This window comes from Bifidobacterium hapali, assembly GCF_002259755.1.
Classification (GTDB): Bacteria; Actinomycetota; Actinomycetes; order Actinomycetales; family Bifidobacteriaceae; genus Bifidobacterium; species Bifidobacterium hapali.
Genome location: NZ_MWWY01000033.1, coordinates 1 through 17,789, shown reverse-complemented (window position 1 = coordinate 17,789; position 17,789 = coordinate 1). Strand labels below are relative to the sequence as shown.

The 17,789-nt window shown below is 58.5% G+C and carries 31 protein-coding genes; 1 reads left to right on the top strand and 30 read right to left on the bottom strand.

The features are described 5' to 3' along the window. Positions 1 to 123 precede the first annotated feature (123 nt). From BHAP_RS08485 to rpsJ, 30 genes are all read right to left on the bottom strand, one after another. Positions 124 to 1,248: a tRNA pseudouridine synthase A gene (locus BHAP_RS08485; RefSeq protein ID WP_244569363.1), complete on the bottom strand. Its 1,125-nt coding sequence runs from the start codon at positions 1,246 to 1,248 to the stop codon at positions 124 to 126. 279 nt (positions 1,249 to 1,527) lie between these two features. Continuing rightward, positions 1,528 to 2,049, bottom strand: coding sequence for a 50S ribosomal protein L17 (rplQ, locus tag BHAP_RS08480; protein WP_094730288.1), 522 nt, complete (start codon positions 2,047 to 2,049; stop codon positions 1,528 to 1,530). An 88-nt stretch (positions 2,050 to 2,137) separates the two neighbouring features. After that, a complete protein-coding gene (locus BHAP_RS08475) occupies positions 2,138 to 3,133 on the bottom strand; it encodes a DNA-directed RNA polymerase subunit alpha (protein WP_094730287.1) in 996 nt (331 codons plus the stop codon). A gap of 90 nt (positions 3,134 to 3,223) precedes the next feature. After that, positions 3,224 to 3,625 carry a 30S ribosomal protein S11 gene (rpsK, locus tag BHAP_RS08470; RefSeq protein WP_033493949.1) on the bottom strand — a complete coding sequence of 134 codons (402 nt, stop codon included), beginning with the start codon at positions 3,623 to 3,625 and terminating at the stop codon, positions 3,224 to 3,226. An 83-nt stretch (positions 3,626 to 3,708) separates the two neighbouring features. Then, positions 3,709 to 4,086: a 30S ribosomal protein S13 gene (gene rpsM, locus BHAP_RS08465; protein WP_094730286.1), complete on the bottom strand. Its 378-nt coding sequence runs from the start codon at positions 4,084 to 4,086 to the stop codon at positions 3,709 to 3,711. Positions 4,087 to 4,237: 151 nt separating this feature from the next. Then, positions 4,238 to 4,351 (bottom strand): 50S ribosomal protein L36, encoded by a 114-nt coding sequence (rpmJ, locus tag BHAP_RS08460; RefSeq protein ID WP_003814578.1) that lies wholly within the window; start codon positions 4,349 to 4,351, stop codon positions 4,238 to 4,240. A 21-nt stretch (positions 4,352 to 4,372) separates the two neighbouring features. Then, positions 4,373 to 4,591 (bottom strand): translation initiation factor IF-1, encoded by a 219-nt coding sequence (infA, locus tag BHAP_RS08455; protein ID WP_003808114.1) that lies wholly within the window; start codon positions 4,589 to 4,591, stop codon positions 4,373 to 4,375. Between the two features lie 305 nt (positions 4,592 to 4,896). Beyond that, entirely contained in the window at positions 4,897 to 5,460 is a 564-nt protein-coding gene (locus BHAP_RS08450) for an adenylate kinase (protein ID WP_094730285.1), read from the bottom strand. A 141-nt stretch (positions 5,461 to 5,601) separates the two neighbouring features. Further along, entirely contained in the window at positions 5,602 to 6,939 is a 1,338-nt protein-coding gene (secY, locus tag BHAP_RS08445; RefSeq protein WP_094730284.1) for a preprotein translocase subunit SecY, read from the bottom strand. A 204-nt stretch (positions 6,940 to 7,143) separates the two neighbouring features. Further along, complete coding sequence (gene rplO, locus BHAP_RS08440; protein ID WP_094730283.1) at positions 7,144 to 7,602, bottom strand: 50S ribosomal protein L15; 459 nt, start codon at positions 7,600 to 7,602, stop codon at positions 7,144 to 7,146. Between the two features lie 2 nt (positions 7,603 to 7,604). Continuing rightward, complete coding sequence (gene rpmD, locus BHAP_RS08435; protein WP_094730282.1) at positions 7,605 to 7,787, bottom strand: 50S ribosomal protein L30; 183 nt, start codon at positions 7,785 to 7,787, stop codon at positions 7,605 to 7,607. Positions 7,788 to 7,790: 3 nt separating this feature from the next. Further along, entirely contained in the window at positions 7,791 to 8,528 is a 738-nt protein-coding gene (gene rpsE / locus BHAP_RS08430; protein WP_094730281.1) for a 30S ribosomal protein S5, read from the bottom strand. Further along, a complete protein-coding gene (rplR, locus tag BHAP_RS08425) occupies positions 8,525 to 8,896 on the bottom strand; it encodes a 50S ribosomal protein L18 (RefSeq protein WP_094730280.1) in 372 nt (123 codons plus the stop codon). Before rplR ends, rpsE begins: the two co-directional genes overlap by 4 nt. A 1-nt stretch (position 8,897) precedes the next feature. After that, on the bottom strand, positions 8,898 to 9,437 hold the full coding sequence (gene rplF / locus BHAP_RS08420) for a 50S ribosomal protein L6 (RefSeq protein ID WP_094730279.1): 540 nt from the start codon (positions 9,435 to 9,437) through the stop codon (positions 8,898 to 8,900). Positions 9,438 to 9,454: 17 nt separating this feature from the next. Then, positions 9,455 to 9,853: a 30S ribosomal protein S8 gene (rpsH, locus tag BHAP_RS08415; protein ID WP_094730278.1), complete on the bottom strand. Its 399-nt coding sequence runs from the start codon at positions 9,851 to 9,853 to the stop codon at positions 9,455 to 9,457. Positions 9,854 to 9,958: 105 nt separating this feature from the next. Further along, positions 9,959 to 10,144: a type Z 30S ribosomal protein S14 gene (locus BHAP_RS08410; protein WP_003808046.1), complete on the bottom strand. Its 186-nt coding sequence runs from the start codon at positions 10,142 to 10,144 to the stop codon at positions 9,959 to 9,961. Between the two features lies 1 nt (position 10,145). After that, a complete protein-coding gene (rplE, locus tag BHAP_RS08405; RefSeq protein WP_094730277.1) occupies positions 10,146 to 10,718 on the bottom strand; it encodes a 50S ribosomal protein L5 in 573 nt (190 codons plus the stop codon). After that, positions 10,715 to 11,050: a 50S ribosomal protein L24 gene (gene rplX, locus BHAP_RS08400; protein ID WP_094730276.1), complete on the bottom strand. Its 336-nt coding sequence runs from the start codon at positions 11,048 to 11,050 to the stop codon at positions 10,715 to 10,717. The genes rplE and rplX overlap by 4 nt, the downstream gene beginning before the upstream one ends. A 1-nt stretch (position 11,051) precedes the next feature. Continuing rightward, positions 11,052 to 11,420 (bottom strand): 50S ribosomal protein L14, encoded by a 369-nt coding sequence (gene rplN, locus BHAP_RS08395; protein ID WP_094730275.1) that lies wholly within the window; start codon positions 11,418 to 11,420, stop codon positions 11,052 to 11,054. A gap of 91 nt (positions 11,421 to 11,511) precedes the next feature. After that, a complete protein-coding gene (gene rpsQ / locus BHAP_RS08390; RefSeq protein ID WP_094730274.1) occupies positions 11,512 to 11,772 on the bottom strand; it encodes a 30S ribosomal protein S17 in 261 nt (86 codons plus the stop codon). After that, the gene (gene rpmC / locus BHAP_RS08385) at positions 11,772 to 12,029 is read right to left on the bottom strand and encodes a 50S ribosomal protein L29 (RefSeq protein WP_094730273.1); all 258 of its coding nucleotides are present in this window, start codon (positions 12,027 to 12,029) and stop codon (positions 11,772 to 11,774) included. The genes rpsQ and rpmC overlap by 1 nt, the downstream gene beginning before the upstream one ends. Beyond that, positions 12,029 to 12,448 carry a 50S ribosomal protein L16 gene (gene rplP / locus BHAP_RS08380; protein ID WP_094730272.1) on the bottom strand — a complete coding sequence of 140 codons (420 nt, stop codon included), beginning with the start codon at positions 12,446 to 12,448 and terminating at the stop codon, positions 12,029 to 12,031. Before rplP ends, rpmC begins: the two co-directional genes overlap by 1 nt. A gap of 4 nt (positions 12,449 to 12,452) precedes the next feature. Further along, entirely contained in the window at positions 12,453 to 13,262 is an 810-nt protein-coding gene (rpsC, locus tag BHAP_RS08375) for a 30S ribosomal protein S3 (protein WP_094730271.1), read from the bottom strand. Between the two features lie 2 nt (positions 13,263 to 13,264). After that, a complete protein-coding gene (gene rplV, locus BHAP_RS08370) occupies positions 13,265 to 13,624 on the bottom strand; it encodes a 50S ribosomal protein L22 (protein ID WP_094730270.1) in 360 nt (119 codons plus the stop codon). Between the two features lie 17 nt (positions 13,625 to 13,641). After that, entirely contained in the window at positions 13,642 to 13,920 is a 279-nt protein-coding gene (rpsS, locus tag BHAP_RS08365; RefSeq protein ID WP_003814508.1) for a 30S ribosomal protein S19, read from the bottom strand. Positions 13,921 to 13,935: 15 nt separating this feature from the next. After that, entirely contained in the window at positions 13,936 to 14,766 is an 831-nt protein-coding gene (gene rplB, locus BHAP_RS08360; RefSeq protein WP_094730269.1) for a 50S ribosomal protein L2, read from the bottom strand. A 36-nt stretch (positions 14,767 to 14,802) separates the two neighbouring features. After that, positions 14,803 to 15,099 carry a 50S ribosomal protein L23 gene (gene rplW / locus BHAP_RS08355; RefSeq protein WP_094730268.1) on the bottom strand — a complete coding sequence of 99 codons (297 nt, stop codon included), beginning with the start codon at positions 15,097 to 15,099 and terminating at the stop codon, positions 14,803 to 14,805. Positions 15,100 to 15,104: 5 nt separating this feature from the next. Beyond that, positions 15,105 to 15,767: a 50S ribosomal protein L4 gene (rplD, locus tag BHAP_RS08350; RefSeq protein WP_094730267.1), complete on the bottom strand. Its 663-nt coding sequence runs from the start codon at positions 15,765 to 15,767 to the stop codon at positions 15,105 to 15,107. Between the two features lie 17 nt (positions 15,768 to 15,784). Next, positions 15,785 to 16,432 (bottom strand): 50S ribosomal protein L3, encoded by a 648-nt coding sequence (gene rplC, locus BHAP_RS08345; protein WP_094730266.1) that lies wholly within the window; start codon positions 16,430 to 16,432, stop codon positions 15,785 to 15,787. 17 nt (positions 16,433 to 16,449) lie between these two features. Further along, the gene (gene rpsJ, locus BHAP_RS08340) at positions 16,450 to 16,758 is read right to left on the bottom strand and encodes a 30S ribosomal protein S10 (protein ID WP_003808013.1); all 309 of its coding nucleotides are present in this window, start codon (positions 16,756 to 16,758) and stop codon (positions 16,450 to 16,452) included. Between the two features lie 570 nt (positions 16,759 to 17,328). Between rpsJ and BHAP_RS08335 the strand changes: the two genes are divergently transcribed. After that, positions 17,329 to 17,789, top strand: a 461-nt coding sequence (locus BHAP_RS08335) for a transposase-like zinc-binding domain-containing protein (RefSeq protein ID WP_420807729.1), incomplete at its 3' end; no start/stop codon positions are given.

The following is a 17,789-nucleotide window of genomic DNA, read 5'->3' as shown; positions in this document are numbered from 1 at the left end:
TTCGTGTTTCCGTGCGCTGTTGCGACTGCTGAAGCGCGCGCTCACGCTGCGGCAGTCGCCATATCTGAGCGTTACCGTAGTCGCGTGCGGTTACCGGACGTGAGCGAATGTGTTACGAAAGTGCTACAACGTACGTTTTGCGCGGATTGCTGCGGCGCGTGCGGCGAGCTGATCGTCGGGCGGATAGGCGATATGTTCGAGCGTGAGTCCTTGTGGTGCGATCGGTCCGGTGGATCCTTCGCGCAACGGCGTGGCCATTTTCTGTCCGAACCAGTCAAGTGATCGTTTGCCGATGCCGACTTGCACGCAACCGTTGACCAGCGAGCGAACCATATTACGTGCGAACGCATCGGCGACGATCGTAAAACAGAGCAGTCCCGATTCGACGGTCGGCGTACGATACCGCTCCCCCATTGTCATATCGTCGTCGATGAGCGAGCGAGCGGGAATCCTGCGCCAGTATGCAGTTTTTACGTCGCGAATCGTCGTGCCACCAGGGTTTGGCGTTGCGAACGAGCCGAAATCATGCAAGCCGATAGTCATCGCGGCGGCTTCGTTCATTGCGGTAATGTCGAGATCGTCGTCGATATGTAATACAAACCCACGCATGCGCGGGTCAATTTCACTGCTGCGATCGGCGATGCGATACACATACGTGCGTTCGAGCGCGGAGAAACGCGCGTCGAAGCCGTCTGGCGCGACGCTGATATTGTGAATCGCAATGTCCGCCGGCAAGATGCGCTGCAGTCGACGTGTGAACGCGATTATCGGCGGCACGTTCATGTGACCCACGCAACGGTTGAGTATTTCCGTTTCGATGTCTACGTGACAAACTTGATGACTTGCGTGAACGCCGGTGTCGGTACGACCGGCAACGACTAGGCGTAGCGGCTGGAGTTGCGAATGCGCTGTTGCTTGGGATAAGTCTTGCGATTTGTGTGGTTCGAGTGGTTCGCGCGATTTGAGTGGTTCGTGTAGTTCGTGTGATTTCTGCGGTTCCTGCTGTTCCTGCTGCTGTTCCTGCGGTCCCTGCGCTACGGCTGAAGCATTCGACGTAGTGCGCACAACACTCTGCACGACACCTGCCGCAGAATCCGCCGTGTTTGTTGCACCTGATGCTACATCCGGCAGTCGCAACACCGTACGCATTGCTTGCTCGATTTCACCTTGCACGGTACGCAAGGTTGGCTGCTTTGCCCAGCCGTAGAAGTCGCCGCCGTCATATGCTAAGTCAATGCGCAATCTCATGAGTATTAAGTGTACAAAAGTCTCAAACACACATCACAACCGGAACACCCCTACCCTCATGGTGCGGTAATTCGCCCATGATGCGGTTAAGCGAAATTGACCAATGCAGGGAAAAGCTTGGAATTAAGCCGTTTTGGTTTACCGCATCATGTGTTATTTACCGCACCATGAGTGAAATACCGCATCATGGGAAGGAATATAGGGGAAAGAACAAAAGGGTCGAGAACCCTTGCGGATTCTCGACCCCTCAGTAGTCGCTATGCTATACAACTAGCGAGTTCACTCGGCGTTCTCAGCCGGAGCCTCGGTAGTCTCAGCCGCAGCTGCCTCAGCCGGAGCCTCAGTAGCTTCGGTGTTCTCGGCAGTAGCCTCGACCGGAGCAGCAGTCTCCTCGGCAACCTTAGCAGCGGACTCAGCCTCAGCCACGACAGCCTTCTTCGCAACCGGCTCGGTGACGAGCTCGATGATTGCAGCCGGAGCGGCATCGCCCTTACGCGGCGCAATCTTCACGATGCGGGTGTAGCCGCCCTCGCGCTGTTCCATCTGCTCAGCGATCTCAGTGAAGAGGGAGTGCACGACGGACTTGTTGCGGATGACGCGCATCACGCGACGGCGAGAGTGCAGATCACCGCGCTTTGCGAAAGTGATCAGACGCTCAGCCAGCGGACGCAGGCGCTTGGCCTTCGGCAGCGTGGTGACGATGCGGCCGTTCTGGAACAGGCTGGTAGCCATGTTCGCGAGCATCAGACGCTCGTGGGCCGGGCTGGAGGCCAGACGCGGGCCCTTCTTGGGTGTAAGCATGAATTACTCCTTGAATGCCCCGCCACGCACAGGTGGGCATGTGCCCGAACATCCGGGCGCAGCGGGGTTATTAGTCAACGACGACAAATCACTCGTCTTCAGGCGAGTAGAAGGTGCCGCCTTCGAGGTTGGTGGTATCAAAGCCCAGCGGGGAGGCCTTCAGCGACAGACCAAGCGTCTGCAGCTTATCCTTGACCTCATCGATTGACTTCATACCGAAATTGCGGATGTCGAGCAGGTCCTGCTCGGTGTGGTTAACCAGCTCGCCGATGGTGTGGATACCTTCACGCTTCAGGCAGTTGTAGCTGCGCTGGGTGAGGTTAAGATCCTCGATCGGCACGGCCATCTCAGGATTGGTTTCCTCTGCCACTGGAGCCGGGCCAACTTCAACGCCTTCGGCCTGAGTGTTGAGCTCACGGCACAAGCCGAAGAGCTCCACCAGAGTCGAACCAGCGGAAGCGACTGCGTCACGCGGGGAGATGGCGGGCTTGGTTTCCACGTCCAGAATGAGCTTGTCGAAATCCGTGCGCTGTTCCACACGGGTAGCCTCGACCTTGTAGCTCACCTTCAGTACCGGGGAGTAGATCGAGTCGACCGGAATACGGCCAATCTCGTCGTTGTCCTGCTTGTTCATCTGCGCCGGCACATAGCCACGGCCACGCTCGACAGTGAACTCGATCTCGAGTTCGCCATCTTCGGCCAAAGTTGCGATGTGCAGTTCCGGGTTTGCGATGGTGACGCCAGCCGGCGGGGTGATATCGCCCGCGGTAGCTTCGCCCTCGCCGCTCTTACGCAGATACATGACGACAGGCTCGTCGTACTCGCTCGTGAGCACGATACCCTTGATGTTGAGCAGGATCTCGGTTACGTCCTCCTCGACACCCGGCAGAGTAGTGAACTCGTGCAGGGCGCCAGAGATACGCACCGAAGTCACAGCTGCACCCGGAATCGAGCTTAAGAGGGTACGGCGCAGGGAGTTGCCCAGCGTATAGCCGAAACCAGGCTCAAGAGGCTCGATAGTAAAGCGGGAGCGCTGCGGATTAATGACTTCCTCGGTCAGTGTCGGACGCTGTGCAATAAGCACTGTATTATCCTTTCAGCTTCTGGTCGGTGGTGCACTCACCAGCCAGACAAGCGGTGTTGGATGATGTGGTATGTCTAGTGCTCAGACGGCTCAGACGCGACGACGCTTCGGCGGACGAACGCCGTTGTGCGCCTGCGGGGTGACGTCGGTGATAGAACCGACTTCAAGACCGGCGGACTGCAGGGAACGGATAGCGGTTTCACGACCGGAACCCGGGCCCTTGACGAACACGTCGACCTTCTTCAGACCGTGCTCCATCGCCTTGCGGGCGGCGGATTCAGCAGCCATGCCAGCAGCATACGGCGTGGACTTACGGGAACCCTTGAACCCGACGTCGCCACCGGACGCCCAGGAGACAACAGCACCGGACGGATCAGTGATCGAAATGATCGTGTTATTAAAAGTGGACTTAATGTGAGCCTGACCCACCGGGATCGACTTGCGGTCGCGGCGACGGACAGGCTTACGAGCGGCTTGCTTTGCAGCTGCCATTGACCCTCGTTTCCTAGTAACGTACTAATTTGTGTGTCCAAACGATGGAATTATTCATCCCGTGGCTTGGACTGGACCACCTACTACTTGGTGGCCTTCTTCTTTCCGGCGACCGTGCGCTTCGGACCCTTGCGGGTACGCGCGTTAGTCTTGGTGCGCTGACCACGCACAGGCAGACCACGGCGATGACGAATGCCCTGATAGCAGTTGATCTGGATCTTACGACGGATATCCGCATCGATTTCACGACGCAGATCACCTTCGATCTTGTAGTTACCCTCAAGATAGTCACGCAGCGTGATGAGCTGCTCATCCGTCAGATCCTTGACGCGGGTGTCCGGGTTAATACCGGTCGCGGCAAGCGTTTCCTTCGCACGAGTGCGACCCACACCGAAAATGTAGGTGAGCGCGATCTCGATACGCTTCTCATTGGGGATGTCGACTCCGGCAAGACGTGCCATTGCGATTCCTTCTATACTTCCGCAGGTCGTGCACCAAGTCGTCCGGTTTCCCGGCCCGGGCCTGCGTACCCAGGGTTCAGACGCGCCTCTCGGGAGAAACACGCCTGTGACTCAGCGCCTGATTTTTGGTTGTGTGCCGCTGGATCTGCTCTCAGCCCTGACGCTGCTTGTGGCGCGGGTTCGTGCAGATCACCATGACGCGGCCGTGACGACGGATCACGCGGCAGTTTTCGCAGATCCTCTTCACACTAGGGCTGACCTTCATGGTTTTCCTTTACTTGTACCTTTACTTATAGCGGTACGTAATACGTCCGCGGTTCAGATCGTACGGGCTCATTTCGAGCACAACGCGATCCTGCGGCAGAATACGAATATAGTTCTTGCGCATCTTACCGGAGATCGTGGCGAGCACGATGTGCTTGTTCTCAAGTTCGACGCGGAACATCGCGTTCGGCAGCGCTTCCACTACCTGACCTTCGACTTCAATCACACCGTCTTTTGCCATGAGCCTCGTTATCCGTTCCTCGGGACAATTACCGTTAGCATGTCCGAAAACACACCAACGATCAAATATACACGAAAGTGGGGATTACGACAATGGCGTGTCGCTGCGGTCGCCCGCTCAGCAGGCGACCGCGCGAGGAGGTGAACAGTCCAGTGGACTGTTCACCGACAGAGCCATCCGTATCCCACACCCCGCCACAATCAATCTAAATAAATCCCCCGTGTCAAAGTTATTCTCGCCTCCCCGCATACAAAAAGTGGGCAACTCAACTGAGCTGCCCACTTTCATCACAAGCCGAAAATTACTCAGGCTTCGAGTGCCTTAACAATGTTGGTCTGAATTGCGTCGATCTCGCCGACACCATCGATGGCAACAAGCTGACCACGCTGCTGGTAAATATCGAGCAGCGGAGCGGTTTCCTTCGCATAGGTTTCCAGACGCTTAGCAATCGCATCCGGAGTATCATCGGAACGGCCCTGCTCCTTGGCACGCTTAGCGATACGCTCCATGAGCACGTCGTGGTTAGCATCAAGCGCCACGACCTTGTCGAGCGGAGTGCCAAGCTCAGCGAGCATCTGGTCGAGGGCCTCAACCTGCGATGCGTTACGCGGGTAGCCGTCGAGAATCCATCCGTTCTTGGCATCATCCTTAGCCAGACGATCCTTAACAATCGTGTTGGTCAGCGAATCCGGCACCAGTTCACCCTTGTCGGTGTACTTCAATGCTTCAAGACCGAGCTCAGTCTTGTTCTTGATGTTGTAACGGAAAATATCACCGGTCGAGATCGCCGGAATACCAAAGTGCTCAGCGAGCAGTGCAGCCTGAGTACCCTTGCCGACGCCCTGCGGGCCCATGATGAGAAGACGCATTGGTTTGTTCCTTTTCCTATTGTGATGTAGGTGTGTAGAAATGGATGGCTCCGTCGGTGAACAGTCCACTGGACTGTTCACCTCCACGCGCGTGCCGCTGCCAATCGAGCGACCGCCTATCAGGGGAGCCAAGAAGAATTTCTACTTGCCTTCCTTGTGATCAATATTCTCAAGCAGGAAACCAGTGTACTGGAACTGCTCAGTCTGAGCCTTCGCTTGGCGCAACGTATCGAGACCGACGCCAGCGATAATCAGAATCGTCGTACCACCGAACGGCAACTGCGTGTTCAACTGCAAAGCCATGATCAGCACGGTCGGAATCAGAGCCACGAACAGCAAGTAGATTGCACCAACCGTGTTCAAACGGTTCATCACATAGCTTAAGTAACGGCTGGTTGCGCTACCGGCACGAATACCCGGAATGAAGCCACCGTACTGCTTCATGTTGTCAGCAGTTTCGTCAGGATTAAACGTGATCTCCGTGTAGAAGAAGCAGAAGAACACAATCATCAGCGCGTACAGTCCGATGTACCAAACAGACGTCGTGTTAGCGAGATTATTGTTAATCCACGTCACCCAGCCGGCGTCAGTGGAACCGAACTGTGCAATCAACGTTGGAATCGCAAGAATCGACGATGCGAAGATCGGCGGAATAACGCCAGACATGTTGATCTTCAGCGGCACATACGTCGACGAACCACCGTACATCTTGCGACCAATCATGCGGCGTGTGTACTGCACCGGAATACGACGCTGGCACAGCTCAACGAAATCAACGAAGATCAAAATAACGAGCAGCACGCCAGCGACAATCGCAAACTTCGGCCAGTTACCATCGGTGCCATTCGTACCCCAACCGATCTCCCACAGCTGCGGCAGGAAGCCCGAGCAGATCGACATGAAGATAAGGATGGACATACCCTGACCGATACCCTTATCAGTAATCAACTCAGCCATCCACATGATCAAGCCGGTGCCACCGGTCATGATCAACACCATAACGATCAAGTTCCACACAGCACCGTCCGGAATCACCTGCGAGCACTGGTAGTTGAAAAGCGCGCCGGAACGAGCCGTCACCAGAATCGTCGTGGACTGCAACACAGCCAAGCCAATGGTGAGGTAACGCGTGTACTGCGTCAGCTTAGCTTCGCCGGACTGACCTTCCTTGTGCAGTGCCTCGAAACGAGGGATGACCACGCGCAGCAGCTGCACCACAATGGACGCGGTGATGTACGGCATAACACCCAGCGCGAAAATTGACAGCTGCAACATAGCGCCGCCAGAAAACAGGTTGACCAGACCAATGAAGTTCTCGGAAGCGGTCTTCATCGTGCCAACGCACTGCTGCACGATCTTGTAATCAACACCCGGTGTCGGAATAAACGAACCGATACGGTAGATGATGATCATGCCGAAAACGAACAGTATCTTGTTTCGTAGCTCTTTGGTACGGAAGGCCTGGATTAACGTCCTCACCTGGGTTCCTTTCCATATGTGCGCCCCTTGCGCACCCGTCCGGACAGACTCTAACCGACGAGTCTAGCGTACAGCGTCTACCACTGCCCCCGGTAACAGTTCATATTGTCCATATATAACGAATGAATATAACGAATGACCCCCGCCGCAAATCGCGGACGGGGGTCATCATTCGTATTACAGAGCGGTAATCCGTGCCCGAGATCAGTCCTCGGAGATGGAACCGCCAGCAGCCTCGATCTTGGCCTTAGCCGATGCGGAAGCCTTCACGCCCTTGATGGTGAGTGCGACGGTCAGTTCACCATCGCCCAGCACCTTCACCGGCTGGTTTGCACGCACAGCACCCTTGTCAACCAAGTCGGCAACGGTTACTTCGCCGCCTTCCGGGAAGAGCTTAGCGAGAGCAGCCACGTTCACGACCTGGAACTCCTGCTTGAAGGGGTTCTTGAAGCCACGGAGCTTCGGCAGGCGCATGTACAGCGGCAGCTGGCCACCTTCGAAGCCCGGACGAACCTGGTAACGCTTCTTGGTACCCTTGTCGCCACGGCCCGAGGTCTTACCCTTGGAGCCTTCACCGCGGCCCACGCGGATGCGGTCCTTCTTGGCGCCCGGAGCCGGACGCAGATCGTGCATCTGCAGGATAGTGGTTTCTTCTTCTGCCATAATCAGTCGACCTCCTCGACGGTGACCAGGTGGCGCACCGTCAGGATCATGCCGCGAGTGCTCTTGTTGTCCTCAAGGACAACGCTCTGGCCGATCTTGCGCAGACCAAGAGTCTGCACGGTGGCGCGCTGCTTGGGCGTACGGTTTACTAGACCGTGATGCAGGGTGATCTTCAGGTTAGCCATCTATCACTCACCATCCTTCTGCTGAGCCTGAGCGGCAGCCGCAGCCTCTTCACGAGCCTTACGGGCCTCGTCGATGCCAGCGGCACGAGCACGCAGCAGGGCGTCCGGAGCAACCTCGTTGAGGGCCAGACCACGGCGAGCCGCGATCTCTTCCGGGTCCTCAAGCTGCTTGAGGGCAGCCACGGTGGCGCGAACCATGTTCACGGCGGTGGCGGAGCCCATCGACTTGGACAGGACATCGGTGATGCCGGCGCACTCCATGACGGCGCGAACCGGACCGCCGGCGATAACGCCGGTACCCGGAGCAGCCGGACGGAGGAGAACGGTGCCAGCAGCGTCGTGACCGATCACCGGGTGGGTGACAGTGCCGCGGACGCGCGGGACAGAGAACATGTGCTTCTTAGCGTCGAGCTGGCCCTTAGCGATAGCGGCCGGAACCTCGCGGGACTTGCCGTAGCCAACACCGACGGTGCCGTTGCCGTCACCGACAACCACGAGAGCGGCGAAGCTGAACGTACGGCCACCCTTGTGAGTCTTGGACACACGGTTAATGGTCACCACGCGGTCGAGCAGCTCATCGCCCTGCTTCTCTTCGCGACGGTTGCGACGCTCGCCACGACGGCCTTCGCCGCGCTGGCCACGACGGGACTTACGATCCTCGTTCGCGTTGTTGGTCTCAGCCGCCTCAGTGTTCTGAGTTTCTTCAGCCACTTGGGTTTCCTTCTGAGTTTCGTCGCTCACAGTGCCAGACCTCCCTCACGGGCGCCTTCAGCGACAGCTGCGACGCGACCAGTGTACTTGTTGCCGCCACGGTCGAAGACGACGGCCTGAATGCCAGCAGCCTTGGCCTTCTCAGCCACGAGCTCGCCAACCTTCTTGGCCGCTTCGCTCTTGGTGCCCTCGAAACCGGCAAAGTCAGCAGTCAGGGTCGAAGCAGACACGAGGGTGATGCCCTTGGTGTCGTCAACGATCTGAGCGACCATGTGACGGTTGGAACGGGAGACCACGAGACGTGGCATCTCCGGAGTACCGGAAATGCGCTTGCGGATGCGGGCGTGACGACGCTTGAGCGAGAACTTCTTGCCCTTGCCGAAAATCTTAACGCTCATATCACTTACCAGCCTTTCCAGCCTTGCGCAGGATATGCTCGTCAGCGTACTTGATGCCCTTGCCCTTGTAGGGTTCCGGAGCACGCAGCTTGCGAATGTTCGCAGCGACCTGGCCGACGACCTGCTTGTCGGTGCCCTTAACGATCACCGTGTTGGCGTTCGGGACCTCGAATTCGATGCCTTCCGGCGGGTTCACCGTGATGGTGTGGGAGTAGCCGAGAGCGAACTCAATGCTCTTGCCCTTAAGCGTGGCGCGGTAACCGGTACCAACGATCTGCAGGGTCTTAGCGTAGCCATCGTGCACACCCTTGACCATGCTGGCAACGATAGAACGAGCCAGACCGTGCTTAGCACGGGTCGGACGCAGATCATCGGACGGGGTGAGGACGATCTCGTTGCCTTCGACGACAGCGGAGATGCCTTCAGGAAGAACATAGGAGTCAGAGCCCTTCGCACCCTTAGCTGCAAAGTTCTGACCGTCAATCGTGACTTCCACGCCAGCCGGGATGGTGACGGGGAGCTTACCAATATGCGATGCCATGATCTAGCTCTCCTTTCTCACCACACGTAGGCGACGATTTCGCCACCGATGCCTCGATCGAGGCATTCCTTCTGAGTCATCAGTCCCGAGCTGGTCGAGATGATAGCGATACCGAGACCACCGAGCGGCATTGGCAGCGCATCGGACTTAGCGTAACGACGCAGGCCCGGCTTGGAAATACGCTTGATGCCCTGGATGGAACGCTCGCCGTTCGGACCGTACTTGAGGGTGACCTCAAGAGTCTGTCCAACCTTGGCTTCCTTAGCAGCGAAGTCCTTGATGTAGCCTTCACGCTTCAGGATCTCGGCGATGTTCGCCTTGAACTTGGAGTACGGCATGTCCACGGTTTCGTGCTTAGCCGCGCTCGCATTACGCAGACGCGTAAGCATGTCTGCGATAGGATCTGTCATTGTCATTTGGGCTTGTTGCCCTTTCTCGCTATGGTTTCCGCCGCCCTCACGCCTGGCCGAGACAACTGCTCAAGCTCAGGCGATCGGGCCGCGGACCTTCAGCGTCGATGTTTACCAACTGGACTTCGTAACGCCGGGCAGTTCACCGCGGTGTGCCTTCTCACGAAGGCAGATGCGGCACAGGCCGAACTTGCGGTAGACGGAGTGAGGACGACCACAAACCTGGCAGCGCGTGTAAGCGCGCACCTTGAACTTCGGCTTGGCGGCCGCCTTGTTCTTCAGAGCGGTTTTTGCCATATCAGTTCTCCTTGAAGGGGAAACCGAGGTGCTTTAACAGCACAGAGGCTTCCTTGTCGTCCTTGGTGGAGGTCACCACAGTGATGTCCATACCACGCTGGTGATCGATCGAATCCGGATCAATCTCGTGGAACATGGACTGCTCAGTGAGACCAAAGTTGTAGTTGCCCTGACCATCGAACTGGTTGCCGTTGATGCCGCGGAAATCGCGGATACGCGGCAGCGCGAGGGTCAGCAGACGATCCAAGAACTCCCACATACGATCGCCACGCAGGGTGACGTATGCGCCAATGGCCTGGCCTTCACGCAGGTGGAACTGCGCGACAGACTTCTTAGCCTTGGTGACCTTCGGCTTCTGACCGGTGATCAGAGTGAGGTCCTTGATTGCGCCTTCGATGAGCTTGGAGTCGCGAGCTGCGGCACCGACACCCATAGAGACAACAATCTTCTGGATGCGGGCCACCTGCATCGGGTTGGAGTAGTGGAACTCCTTCTCGAGCTCAGGGATGATGACCTCGTTGTACTTCTGCTTCAGGCGGGGGGTTGCCGGCGCCTCAACGGTCGTATCGGTCATGCCAGCTCCTTTCCGGACTTCTTGGCCACGCGCACACGCACGGTCTTCACCTTGCCGTCACGAGCCTCTTCCTTCACCACGACACCAACGCGGGTCGGCTGCTTGGTCTCCGGGTCGATCAGCATCACGTTAGAGCGATGGATCGGAGCCTCGACGGAGACGATGCCGGACTGCTGGCCCTGCTGCGTGGCGCGAACGTGCTTCTTAACAATCTGCACGCCCTCGACGATCAGACGATCGTCGGCCAACACGCGAGTGACCTTGCCTTCCTTGCCCTTATCCTTGCCGCGGATGACCTTGACGAGGTCACCGCTCTTGATCTTGGCTACCATGTCAGATCACCTCCGGAGCGAGGGACGCGATACGCATGAAGCGCTTGTCGCGCAGCTCACGAGCGATCGGTCCGAAGATACGAGTGCCCTTCGGTTCACGGCCAGAGCCGAGAATGACAGCGGCGTTCTCGTCGAACTTGATGTAGGAGCCATCCACACGACGGTGCTCCTTGACGGTGCGAACGACGACGGCCTTAACCACGTCGCCTTTCTTGACCGACCCGCCAGGGATCGCGTCCTTGACGGAGGCGACGATCACGTCGCCTAGGTCGGCATAGCGTCGCTTCGATCCGCCGAGCACGCGAATGCAGAGGAGTTCCTTCGCACCCGTGTTGTCGGCGACATGAAGCCGCGTTTCCTGCTGAATCATTGATTCTCCTTAGCCGAGCTGGTTCTCCCCAAGCACCCCGCCCACCTGTACGAGCATGGGCGGGGTGACTCGCGGAGCCTTGCCGAACTTGTTACTTAGCGCGCTCGATAATGGTTTCGAGACGCCAACGCTTGGTCTTGCTCAGAGGCCGAGTTTCCATAATACTCACGAGGTCGCCAATATGCGCGTCGTTGTGTTCATCATGGGCCTTGACCTTCTTGGTCTTGCGGACGACCTTACCGTACAGCGGGTGGGTCGAACGAGATTCGAGCTCAACGGTGATCGTCTTGTCCATTGCTTCGGACGTGACGTAACCGCGACGAACCTTGCGGAAGTTACGCTCTTCAGCCATTAGTTCTCCTCAGCTTTCGTATCAGATGCCTCGGGCGCCTGGCTGATGCCGAGCTCACGTTCGCGCAGAACGGTGTACATTCTGGCGATGTCGTGCTTGACCGCCTTGAGGCGGGCAGTGTTGTCGAGCTGACCGGTCGCGTGCTGGAAGCGCAGGTTGAACAGCTCTTCCTTCGACTTCTTGAGGAAACCTTCAATCTCCTCGTTGGTCTTCTCGTTCAGATTCTTGATTGCATATTCAGCGGTACCGACTGCCATCAGATATCACCACCTTCACGAGCGATAATGCGGCACTTCATCGGGAGCTTGTCGATTGCGCGGCGCAGAGCCTCGCGAGCGACATCCTCGGAAACACCACCGATCTCGAACATCACGCGGCCCGGACGCACGTTGGCGATCCAGAACTCCGGAGTGCCCTTACCGGAACCCATTCGGGTGCCCAGCGGCTTCTTGGTCAGCGGACGATCCGGGAAGATCGTGATCCACACACGACCGCCACGCTTGATGTAACGGGTCATGGCGATACGCGCAGCCTCAATCTGACGGTTGGTCACGTAGGCCGGCGCAAGCGCCTGAATACCGAAATCGCCGAATGCGATCTCGTTGCCGCCCTTGGACATGCCAGAGCGGACCGGACGATGCTGCTTGCGGTACTTAGTCCTCTTCGGGATAAGCATCAGTTCACTCCTTCGTTTCCGTTGCGGCAGGAGCCTCAGCGGCGGCGGTCTCGGCCTTCGGGGCCTCGGCCTGCTGCTGTGCTGCGGCGTTGCGGTTGCCACGACGCGGGCGACGATCGCCGCCACGACGACCCGGACGGTTGTTCTGCTGCGCCTGCTGCTCTTCGAACTCGCTCTCGGTCATGTCGCCCTTGTAGATCCACACCTTGACGCCGATACGGCCGTAGGTGGTCTTGGCCTCAAAGAAGCCATAATCGATCAGGGCGCGCAGGGTCTGCAGCGGAACGCGACCCTCACGGTAGAACTCCGAGCGGCTCATTTCCGCGCCACCGAGGCGGCCGGAGAGCTTGATGCGGATACCCTTAGCGCCAGCACGCATAGCGTCCTGCTGAGCCTTGCGCATTGCACGACGGAAGGTCACGCGGTTGGTCAGCTGCTCAGCGATGCCCTGAGCGACGAGCTGGGCGTCCAGCGCGGCGTTCTTGACTTCGAAGATGTTGAGCTGGACCTGCTTGCCGGTGAGCTTCTCGAGCTTGGCACGGACCTTCTCGGCCTCGGCGCCACGGCGACCGATCACGATACCCGGACGAGCGGTGTGAATATCCACACGCACGCGGTCACGAGTACGCTCGATCACGATGCGGGACACACCTGCACGCTCGAGGTCCTTGTTCATTTCCTTACGGATCTTGTCATCCTCAAGGACGAAGTCGCTGTAGCGCTCGCCAGGCTTGTTGGAATCGGAGAACCACTTGGAACGATGGTTTTCAGTGATGCCCAGACGATAGCCAAAGGGATTGATCTTCTGACCCATCTTTAGCGGGCTCCTTCCTTGGTAGCGACAACGACCGTGATGTGGGAAGTGCGCTTGTTAATACGAGCAGCACGGCCCTGAGCACGAGCGCGGAAACGCTTGAGGGTTACGCCCTCGTCCACGTACGTCTCCTTGATGACCAGATCGTTTTCGCGGAACGCTTCGCCGGCCTTGTCGGCCTTGACGCGAGCGTTGGCGATAGCGCTCTCGAGGACCTTGCGCACCGGAACGGACGCGTCCTGAGGAGCGAACTTGAGAATGGTGACGGCTTCGGTCGCCTGCTTGCCGCGGATGAGGTCGACCATGCGGCGAGCCTTGCGCGGCGTCACGCGGACGTGACGAGCGATTGCTTTAGCTTCCATGTTCTATTCCTTATCCTTTAGCGGCGGGCCTTCTTGTCGTCCTTCACATGACCCTTGAAGGTCTTGGTCGGGGCGAACTCACCGAGCTTGTGACCGACCATAGCCTCGGTGACAAACACCGGGACATGCTTGCGGCCATCGTGAACAGCGAACGTGTGTCCGATGAAATCAGGGGTGATCATCGAACGACGGGACCACGTCTTGATGACGTTCTTGGTGCCCTTCTCGTTCTGCTCGTCGACTTTCTTCTGCAGGTGGGCGTCGACGAAGGGGCCCTTCTTGATGCTACGAGTCATCTACTCGACACTCCCTTACTTGCGGTTCTTACCATTCGGACGACGACGAACAATCATCTTGTTCGAAGCCTTCTTCGGACGGCGAGTACGAACTTCGCCCTTGCCCCACGGCGACACCGGCGGCTTACCACCGCGGGTACGACCACCGTGCGGATGGTCAACCGGGTTCATGGACTCACCACGAGTCCACGGACGCTTACCCATCCAGCGAGCACGACCAGCCTTACCGAGCTCGACGTTAGCGTGATCGGAGTTACCGACCTCACCAACGGTTGCGCGGCAGCGAGCGTCGACGTTGCGGATTTCGCCAGACGGCATACGCAGCTGAGCGTAAGCGCCATCCTTAGCGACGAGCTGAACGGCAGCACCAGCGGAACGAGCGATCTTAGCGCCGCCCAGCGGCTTGAGCTCGATCGCGTGCACAACGGTACCGGTCGGGATGTTCTTCAGCGGCAGGTTGTTGCCCGGCTTGATATCGGCGTTCTCGCCGGTCTCAATACGGTCGCCCTGCTTGATGCCTTCCGGAGCGATGATGTAACGCTTCTCACCATCGGCGTAGTGCAGCAGCGCGATGCGAGCGGTACGGTTCGGGTCGTACTCAATGTGAGCGACCGTTGCCGGCACGCCGTCCTTGTCCCAACGACGGAAATCGATGAGACGGTAGGCACGCTTGTGGCCGCCGCCGCGATGGCGGGAGGTCATACGACCGTAGGAGTTACGGCCGCCAGTCTTAGTGAGCTTGCGAACCAGCGACTTCTCAGGCGTAGAGCGCGTCAGCTCGGAGAAATCCGAGACGGAAGCGTTGCGACGGCCTGCAGTCGTCGGCTTATAAACGCGGATAGCCATAATATAGTTCTTCCTTTAACTTTTCTCGGCTAGCCTTCAGTTGCCGAAGATGTCGATCGTCTGGCCCTCAGCCACGGTCACGATCGCGCGCTTCTGAGAAACACGCTGGCCGAAGCCGTAACGGGAACGCTTGCGCTTGCCGTCACGGTTGAGGGTGTTGACGTTCGTCACCTTCACCTTGAAGATCTCTTCGATAGCCTGCTTGATCTGCACCTTGTTTGCGTTCGGGGCCACCACGAAGGTGTACTGACCACGATCGGAGAGCGCGTAGCTCTTCTCAGAAACGACAGGCTTGAGGATGATGTCGTGTGCGGGCTTGTGAATAGCGACCATACTGATCAGGCCTCCTTAGCAGGCTCGGTCTTGCCAGCGAGGAAAGCATCAAGGCCATCCTTGGTGAAGACCACATACTGAGCCGTGACCACATCGTAGGTGTTCAGCTGATCCGCGAAGATCGGGTGAACGGTCGGGATGTTGCGCACCGACAGCCACTCGTTGATGTTGTCGCGGGAGAACACCACAGTGGTGAACTTGTTCTCGGTGATCGGGGTCAGCGCGGCGATAGCAGCCTTGGTGGACGGAGTATCGGTGATACCGAAGTCCACAACGGCGATACGACCGGCGTTAGCACGATCAGAAAGCACGTAGCGCAGAGCTGCGGCCTTCATCTTCTTGGGGGTACGCTGCGAGTAGTCGCGCGGCTGCGGGCCGAACACGGTGCCACCGTGGTACCACTGCGGAGCGCGGATAGAGCCCTGACGAGCACGACCAGTGCCCTTCTGCTTCCACGGCTTCTTGCCGCCACCGGACACCATGCCACGAGTCTTGGTGGCGTGGGTGCCAGCGCGAGCAGCCGCAAGCTGGGCCACAACGACCTGGTGGATCAGCGGGACGCGAGCAGTGACTTCTTCAGCAGTGTGGCCGAAGATCTCAGCCGGAACCTCAACGGTGCCGGTGGTAGTGCCCTGGGCGTCAGACACGTTCAGAGTAACGTTTGCCATGATTGATCAGACTCCCCTTACTTCACTGCCGTGCGGACGAGAACGATGCCGCCCTTCGGGCCCGGAATCGCGCCCTTGATGGCGAGGATGCTGTTCTCGGCATCAGCGGACATAACGGTCAAGCCCTGAGCGGTCGCGGTCACATGACCCATGCGGCCAGCCATACGCTTGCCCTTGAGAATACGACCCGGGGTCGCGCATGCGCCGACAGAACCGGGACGGCGCTCGTTCTTGTGAGAGCCGTGGGAACGACGGTAGGACTTGAAGCCCCAACGCTTGATGGTGCCAGCGAAGCCCTTGCCCTTGGTGGTGCCGGTGACGTCGACTTCAGAGCCTTCCGGGAAGAAGTCGATGCTCAGCTCCTGACCGGGCTGATAGTCAGCGGCATCCTCAGTGCGCACCTCAACGAGGTGACGACGCGGGGTGACGCCAGCCTTAGCAAAGTGGCCAGCAAGCGGCTTGGTCACCTTGGTGGGATCGATCTGGCCGAAACCAATCTGCACGGCCTTGTAGCCGTCGGTTTCCTCGGACTTGACGGCGGTCACCACGTTGGTGGACACGTCAACGAGGGTGACAGGGACAAAGAAACCATTCTCGTCCCAGACCTGAGTCATGCCGATCTTCTTGCCCAGCAGAGCCTTGTGGCTGCCTCTCTGTGAAGTCATAGTGGTTCCCTCCTCCCTTACAGCTTGATCTCGATGTTGACATCCGCGGGCAGATCAATATGCATCAGGGAGTCCACGGCCTTCGGGGTCGGGTCCACGATGTCGATGAGGCGCTTATGAGTGCGCATCTCGAAGTGCTCGCGAGAATCCTTGTACTTGTGAGGAGAACGAATAACAACAAAGACATTCTTCTCGGTCGGGAGCGGAACCGGGCCAACCACAGTTGCGCCCGCGTTCGTCACCGTTTCGACGATCTTCTTCGCCGATTGGTCGATGACCTCGTGGTCATAGGACTTAAGCCTGATGCGGATTTTCTGTCCCGCCATTGCCGTCCGCCCTTTCTAGCGATTCGTGTACTGGTTTCCAGCCTGCTTCAAGGGCACCGGGGATCTGACCGCAGCAAGACACACCTCAATACGAGGCGTTCTTTGTGGTCAAACCACATCAGTGCGCGGCATGCGTCGCTTCATTTGCATGAAGTCCCGCTCCGCGCTCGCTTTTTTGATTCCAATGTGCGAGCCCAAATCAGGCAACTTGTTTATTATGCCACTAGGCATAGCCTTAAGGAGTTCGGGCGTGTCGCACTGCGACCCGCCCTCACACTGTCACATTCCCTCATCCTCCCTACCGGTCGTCTTCGGCGTCGCCTACTGGAAACCCACCGGGTTTCCGCCCTCACGGCTCCGCAGACGTGTCACATCTCTCAAAATGTGGGTTATAGGCCAAAATGTGTGTCTGTTTTGGCTCGCTTTCCTTTGTGGCAGTGGGCGTTTCCCCTGTTCGAGTTGTATGGGCGGGGAACTTGAAGTCGGCCAGAATGTGTGTCCGGAACAGGCTGTGAGGCCTTTCGGGACAACGGTTGAGCGGCTTTCGAGTTGGCGTGGCAGATTGGGTGGATGAACACACCCAGTTGCGCCGTGTGCGGCGAGCCGATGAAACGGAACGGAAGAACAAGCTCGGGGCGGGTCAGGTGGCGGTGCCGGGACGCCGGCTGCGGGAGCTCGCGCACCCAGTCGCGCGACAACAGGGCCCGTGACCTGCGGTGCGGACTGGACTGGCTGTTTTCCAAACGGTCGCAGGCCGAGCACGACCTGCCCTCCCGCACGCTGCGCCGCCGGTGCGAGCTGATGTGGGGCCTGTGGCCGCCGGTGCCCCTGGTGGACGAGGTGCATCACGTGGTGCATGTGGACGGCATTCACCTGCACCGCGACGCCGTGGTGCTGATCGCCATCGCCGACGGGCACGTGATCGGCTGGCACATCGCCAAAAGCGAACGGTCGGCGGCGTGGCAGAGCCTGATGGCGCGCATCGCGCCACCGGACGTGCTCGTGTGCGACGGCGGGGGCGGCATCATGAC

What these genes read in the sequence shown, in the direction of transcription:
- rpsS (WP_003814508.1), bottom strand. Translation starts at nt 13,920, where the DNA reads ATGACTCGTAGCATCAAGAAGGGCCCCTTCGTCGACGCCCACCTGCAG.
- rplP (WP_094730272.1), bottom strand. Translation starts at nt 12,448, where the DNA reads ATGCTTATCCCGAAGAGGACTAAGTACCGCAAGCAGCATCGTCCGGTC.
- rplX (WP_094730276.1), bottom strand. Translation starts at nt 11,050, where the DNA reads ATGGTAGCCAAGATCAAGAGCGGTGACCTCGTCAAGGTCATCCGCGGC.
- rplN (WP_094730275.1), bottom strand. Translation starts at nt 11,420, where the DNA reads ATGATTCAGCAGGAAACGCGGCTTCATGTCGCCGACAACACGGGTGCG.
- rplB (WP_094730269.1), bottom strand. Translation starts at nt 14,766, where the DNA reads ATGGCTATCCGCGTTTATAAGCCGACGACTGCAGGCCGTCGCAACGCT.
- rpsJ (WP_003808013.1), bottom strand. Translation starts at nt 16,758, where the DNA reads ATGGCGGGACAGAAAATCCGCATCAGGCTTAAGTCCTATGACCACGAG.
- infA (WP_003808114.1), bottom strand. Translation starts at nt 4,591, where the DNA reads ATGGCAAAAGACGGTGTGATTGAAGTCGAAGGTCAGGTAGTGGAAGCG.
- rplC (WP_094730266.1), bottom strand. Translation starts at nt 16,432, where the DNA reads ATGACTTCACAGAGAGGCAGCCACAAGGCTCTGCTGGGCAAGAAGATC.
- rpmJ (WP_003814578.1), bottom strand. Translation starts at nt 4,351, where the DNA reads ATGAAGGTCAGCCCTAGTGTGAAGAGGATCTGCGAAAACTGCCGCGTG.
- rpmD (WP_094730282.1), bottom strand. Translation starts at nt 7,787, where the DNA reads ATGGCTAACCTGAAGATCACCCTGCATCACGGTCTAGTAAACCGTACG.
- rplO (WP_094730283.1), bottom strand. Translation starts at nt 7,602, where the DNA reads ATGGCAGAAGAAGAAACCACTATCCTGCAGATGCACGATCTGCGTCCG.
- rpsQ (WP_094730274.1), bottom strand. Translation starts at nt 11,772, where the DNA reads ATGGCTGAAGAGCGTAACTTCCGCAAGGTTCGTCGCGGTTACGTCACG.
- rplE (WP_094730277.1), bottom strand. Translation starts at nt 10,718, where the DNA reads ATGACCGATACGACCGTTGAGGCGCCGGCAACCCCCCGCCTGAAGCAG.
- rpsM (WP_094730286.1), bottom strand. Translation starts at nt 4,086, where the DNA reads ATGGCACGTCTTGCCGGAGTCGACATCCCCAATGAGAAGCGTATCGAG.
- rplW (WP_094730268.1), bottom strand. Translation starts at nt 15,099, where the DNA reads ATGGTCGCTATTCACAAGCCCGCACACGACATCATCCTCAAGCCTGTC.
- BHAP_RS08450 (WP_094730285.1), bottom strand. Translation starts at nt 5,460, where the DNA reads ATGCGTCTTCTCATCATGGGCCCGCAGGGCGTCGGCAAGGGTACTCAG.
- rplV (WP_094730270.1), bottom strand. Translation starts at nt 13,624, where the DNA reads ATGGAAGCTAAAGCAATCGCTCGTCACGTCCGCGTGACGCCGCGCAAG.
- rpsC (WP_094730271.1), bottom strand. Translation starts at nt 13,262, where the DNA reads ATGGGTCAGAAGATCAATCCCTTTGGCTATCGTCTGGGCATCACTGAA.
- rpmC (WP_094730273.1), bottom strand. Translation starts at nt 12,029, where the DNA reads ATGGCAGTCGGTACCGCTGAATATGCAATCAAGAATCTGAACGAGAAG.
- BHAP_RS08485 (WP_244569363.1), bottom strand. Translation starts at nt 1,248, where the DNA reads ATGAGATTGCGCATTGACTTAGCATATGACGGCGGCGACTTCTACGGC.
- rpsK (WP_033493949.1), bottom strand. Translation starts at nt 3,625, where the DNA reads ATGGCAGCTGCAAAGCAAGCCGCTCGTAAGCCTGTCCGTCGCCGCGAC.
- rplQ (WP_094730288.1), bottom strand. Translation starts at nt 2,049, where the DNA reads ATGCTTACACCCAAGAAGGGCCCGCGTCTGGCCTCCAGCCCGGCCCAC.
- BHAP_RS08410 (WP_003808046.1), bottom strand. Translation starts at nt 10,144, where the DNA reads ATGGCAAAAACCGCTCTGAAGAACAAGGCGGCCGCCAAGCCGAAGTTC.
- rplD (WP_094730267.1), bottom strand. Translation starts at nt 15,767, where the DNA reads ATGGCAAACGTTACTCTGAACGTGTCTGACGCCCAGGGCACTACCACC.
- rplR (WP_094730280.1), bottom strand. Translation starts at nt 8,896, where the DNA reads ATGAGCGTTAAGATTTTCGGCAAGGGCAAGAAGTTCTCGCTCAAGCGT.
- rpsH (WP_094730278.1), bottom strand. Translation starts at nt 9,853, where the DNA reads ATGACAATGACAGATCCTATCGCAGACATGCTTACGCGTCTGCGTAAT.
- rplF (WP_094730279.1), bottom strand. Translation starts at nt 9,437, where the DNA reads ATGGCATCGCATATTGGTAAGCTCCCCGTCACCATCCCGGCTGGCGTG.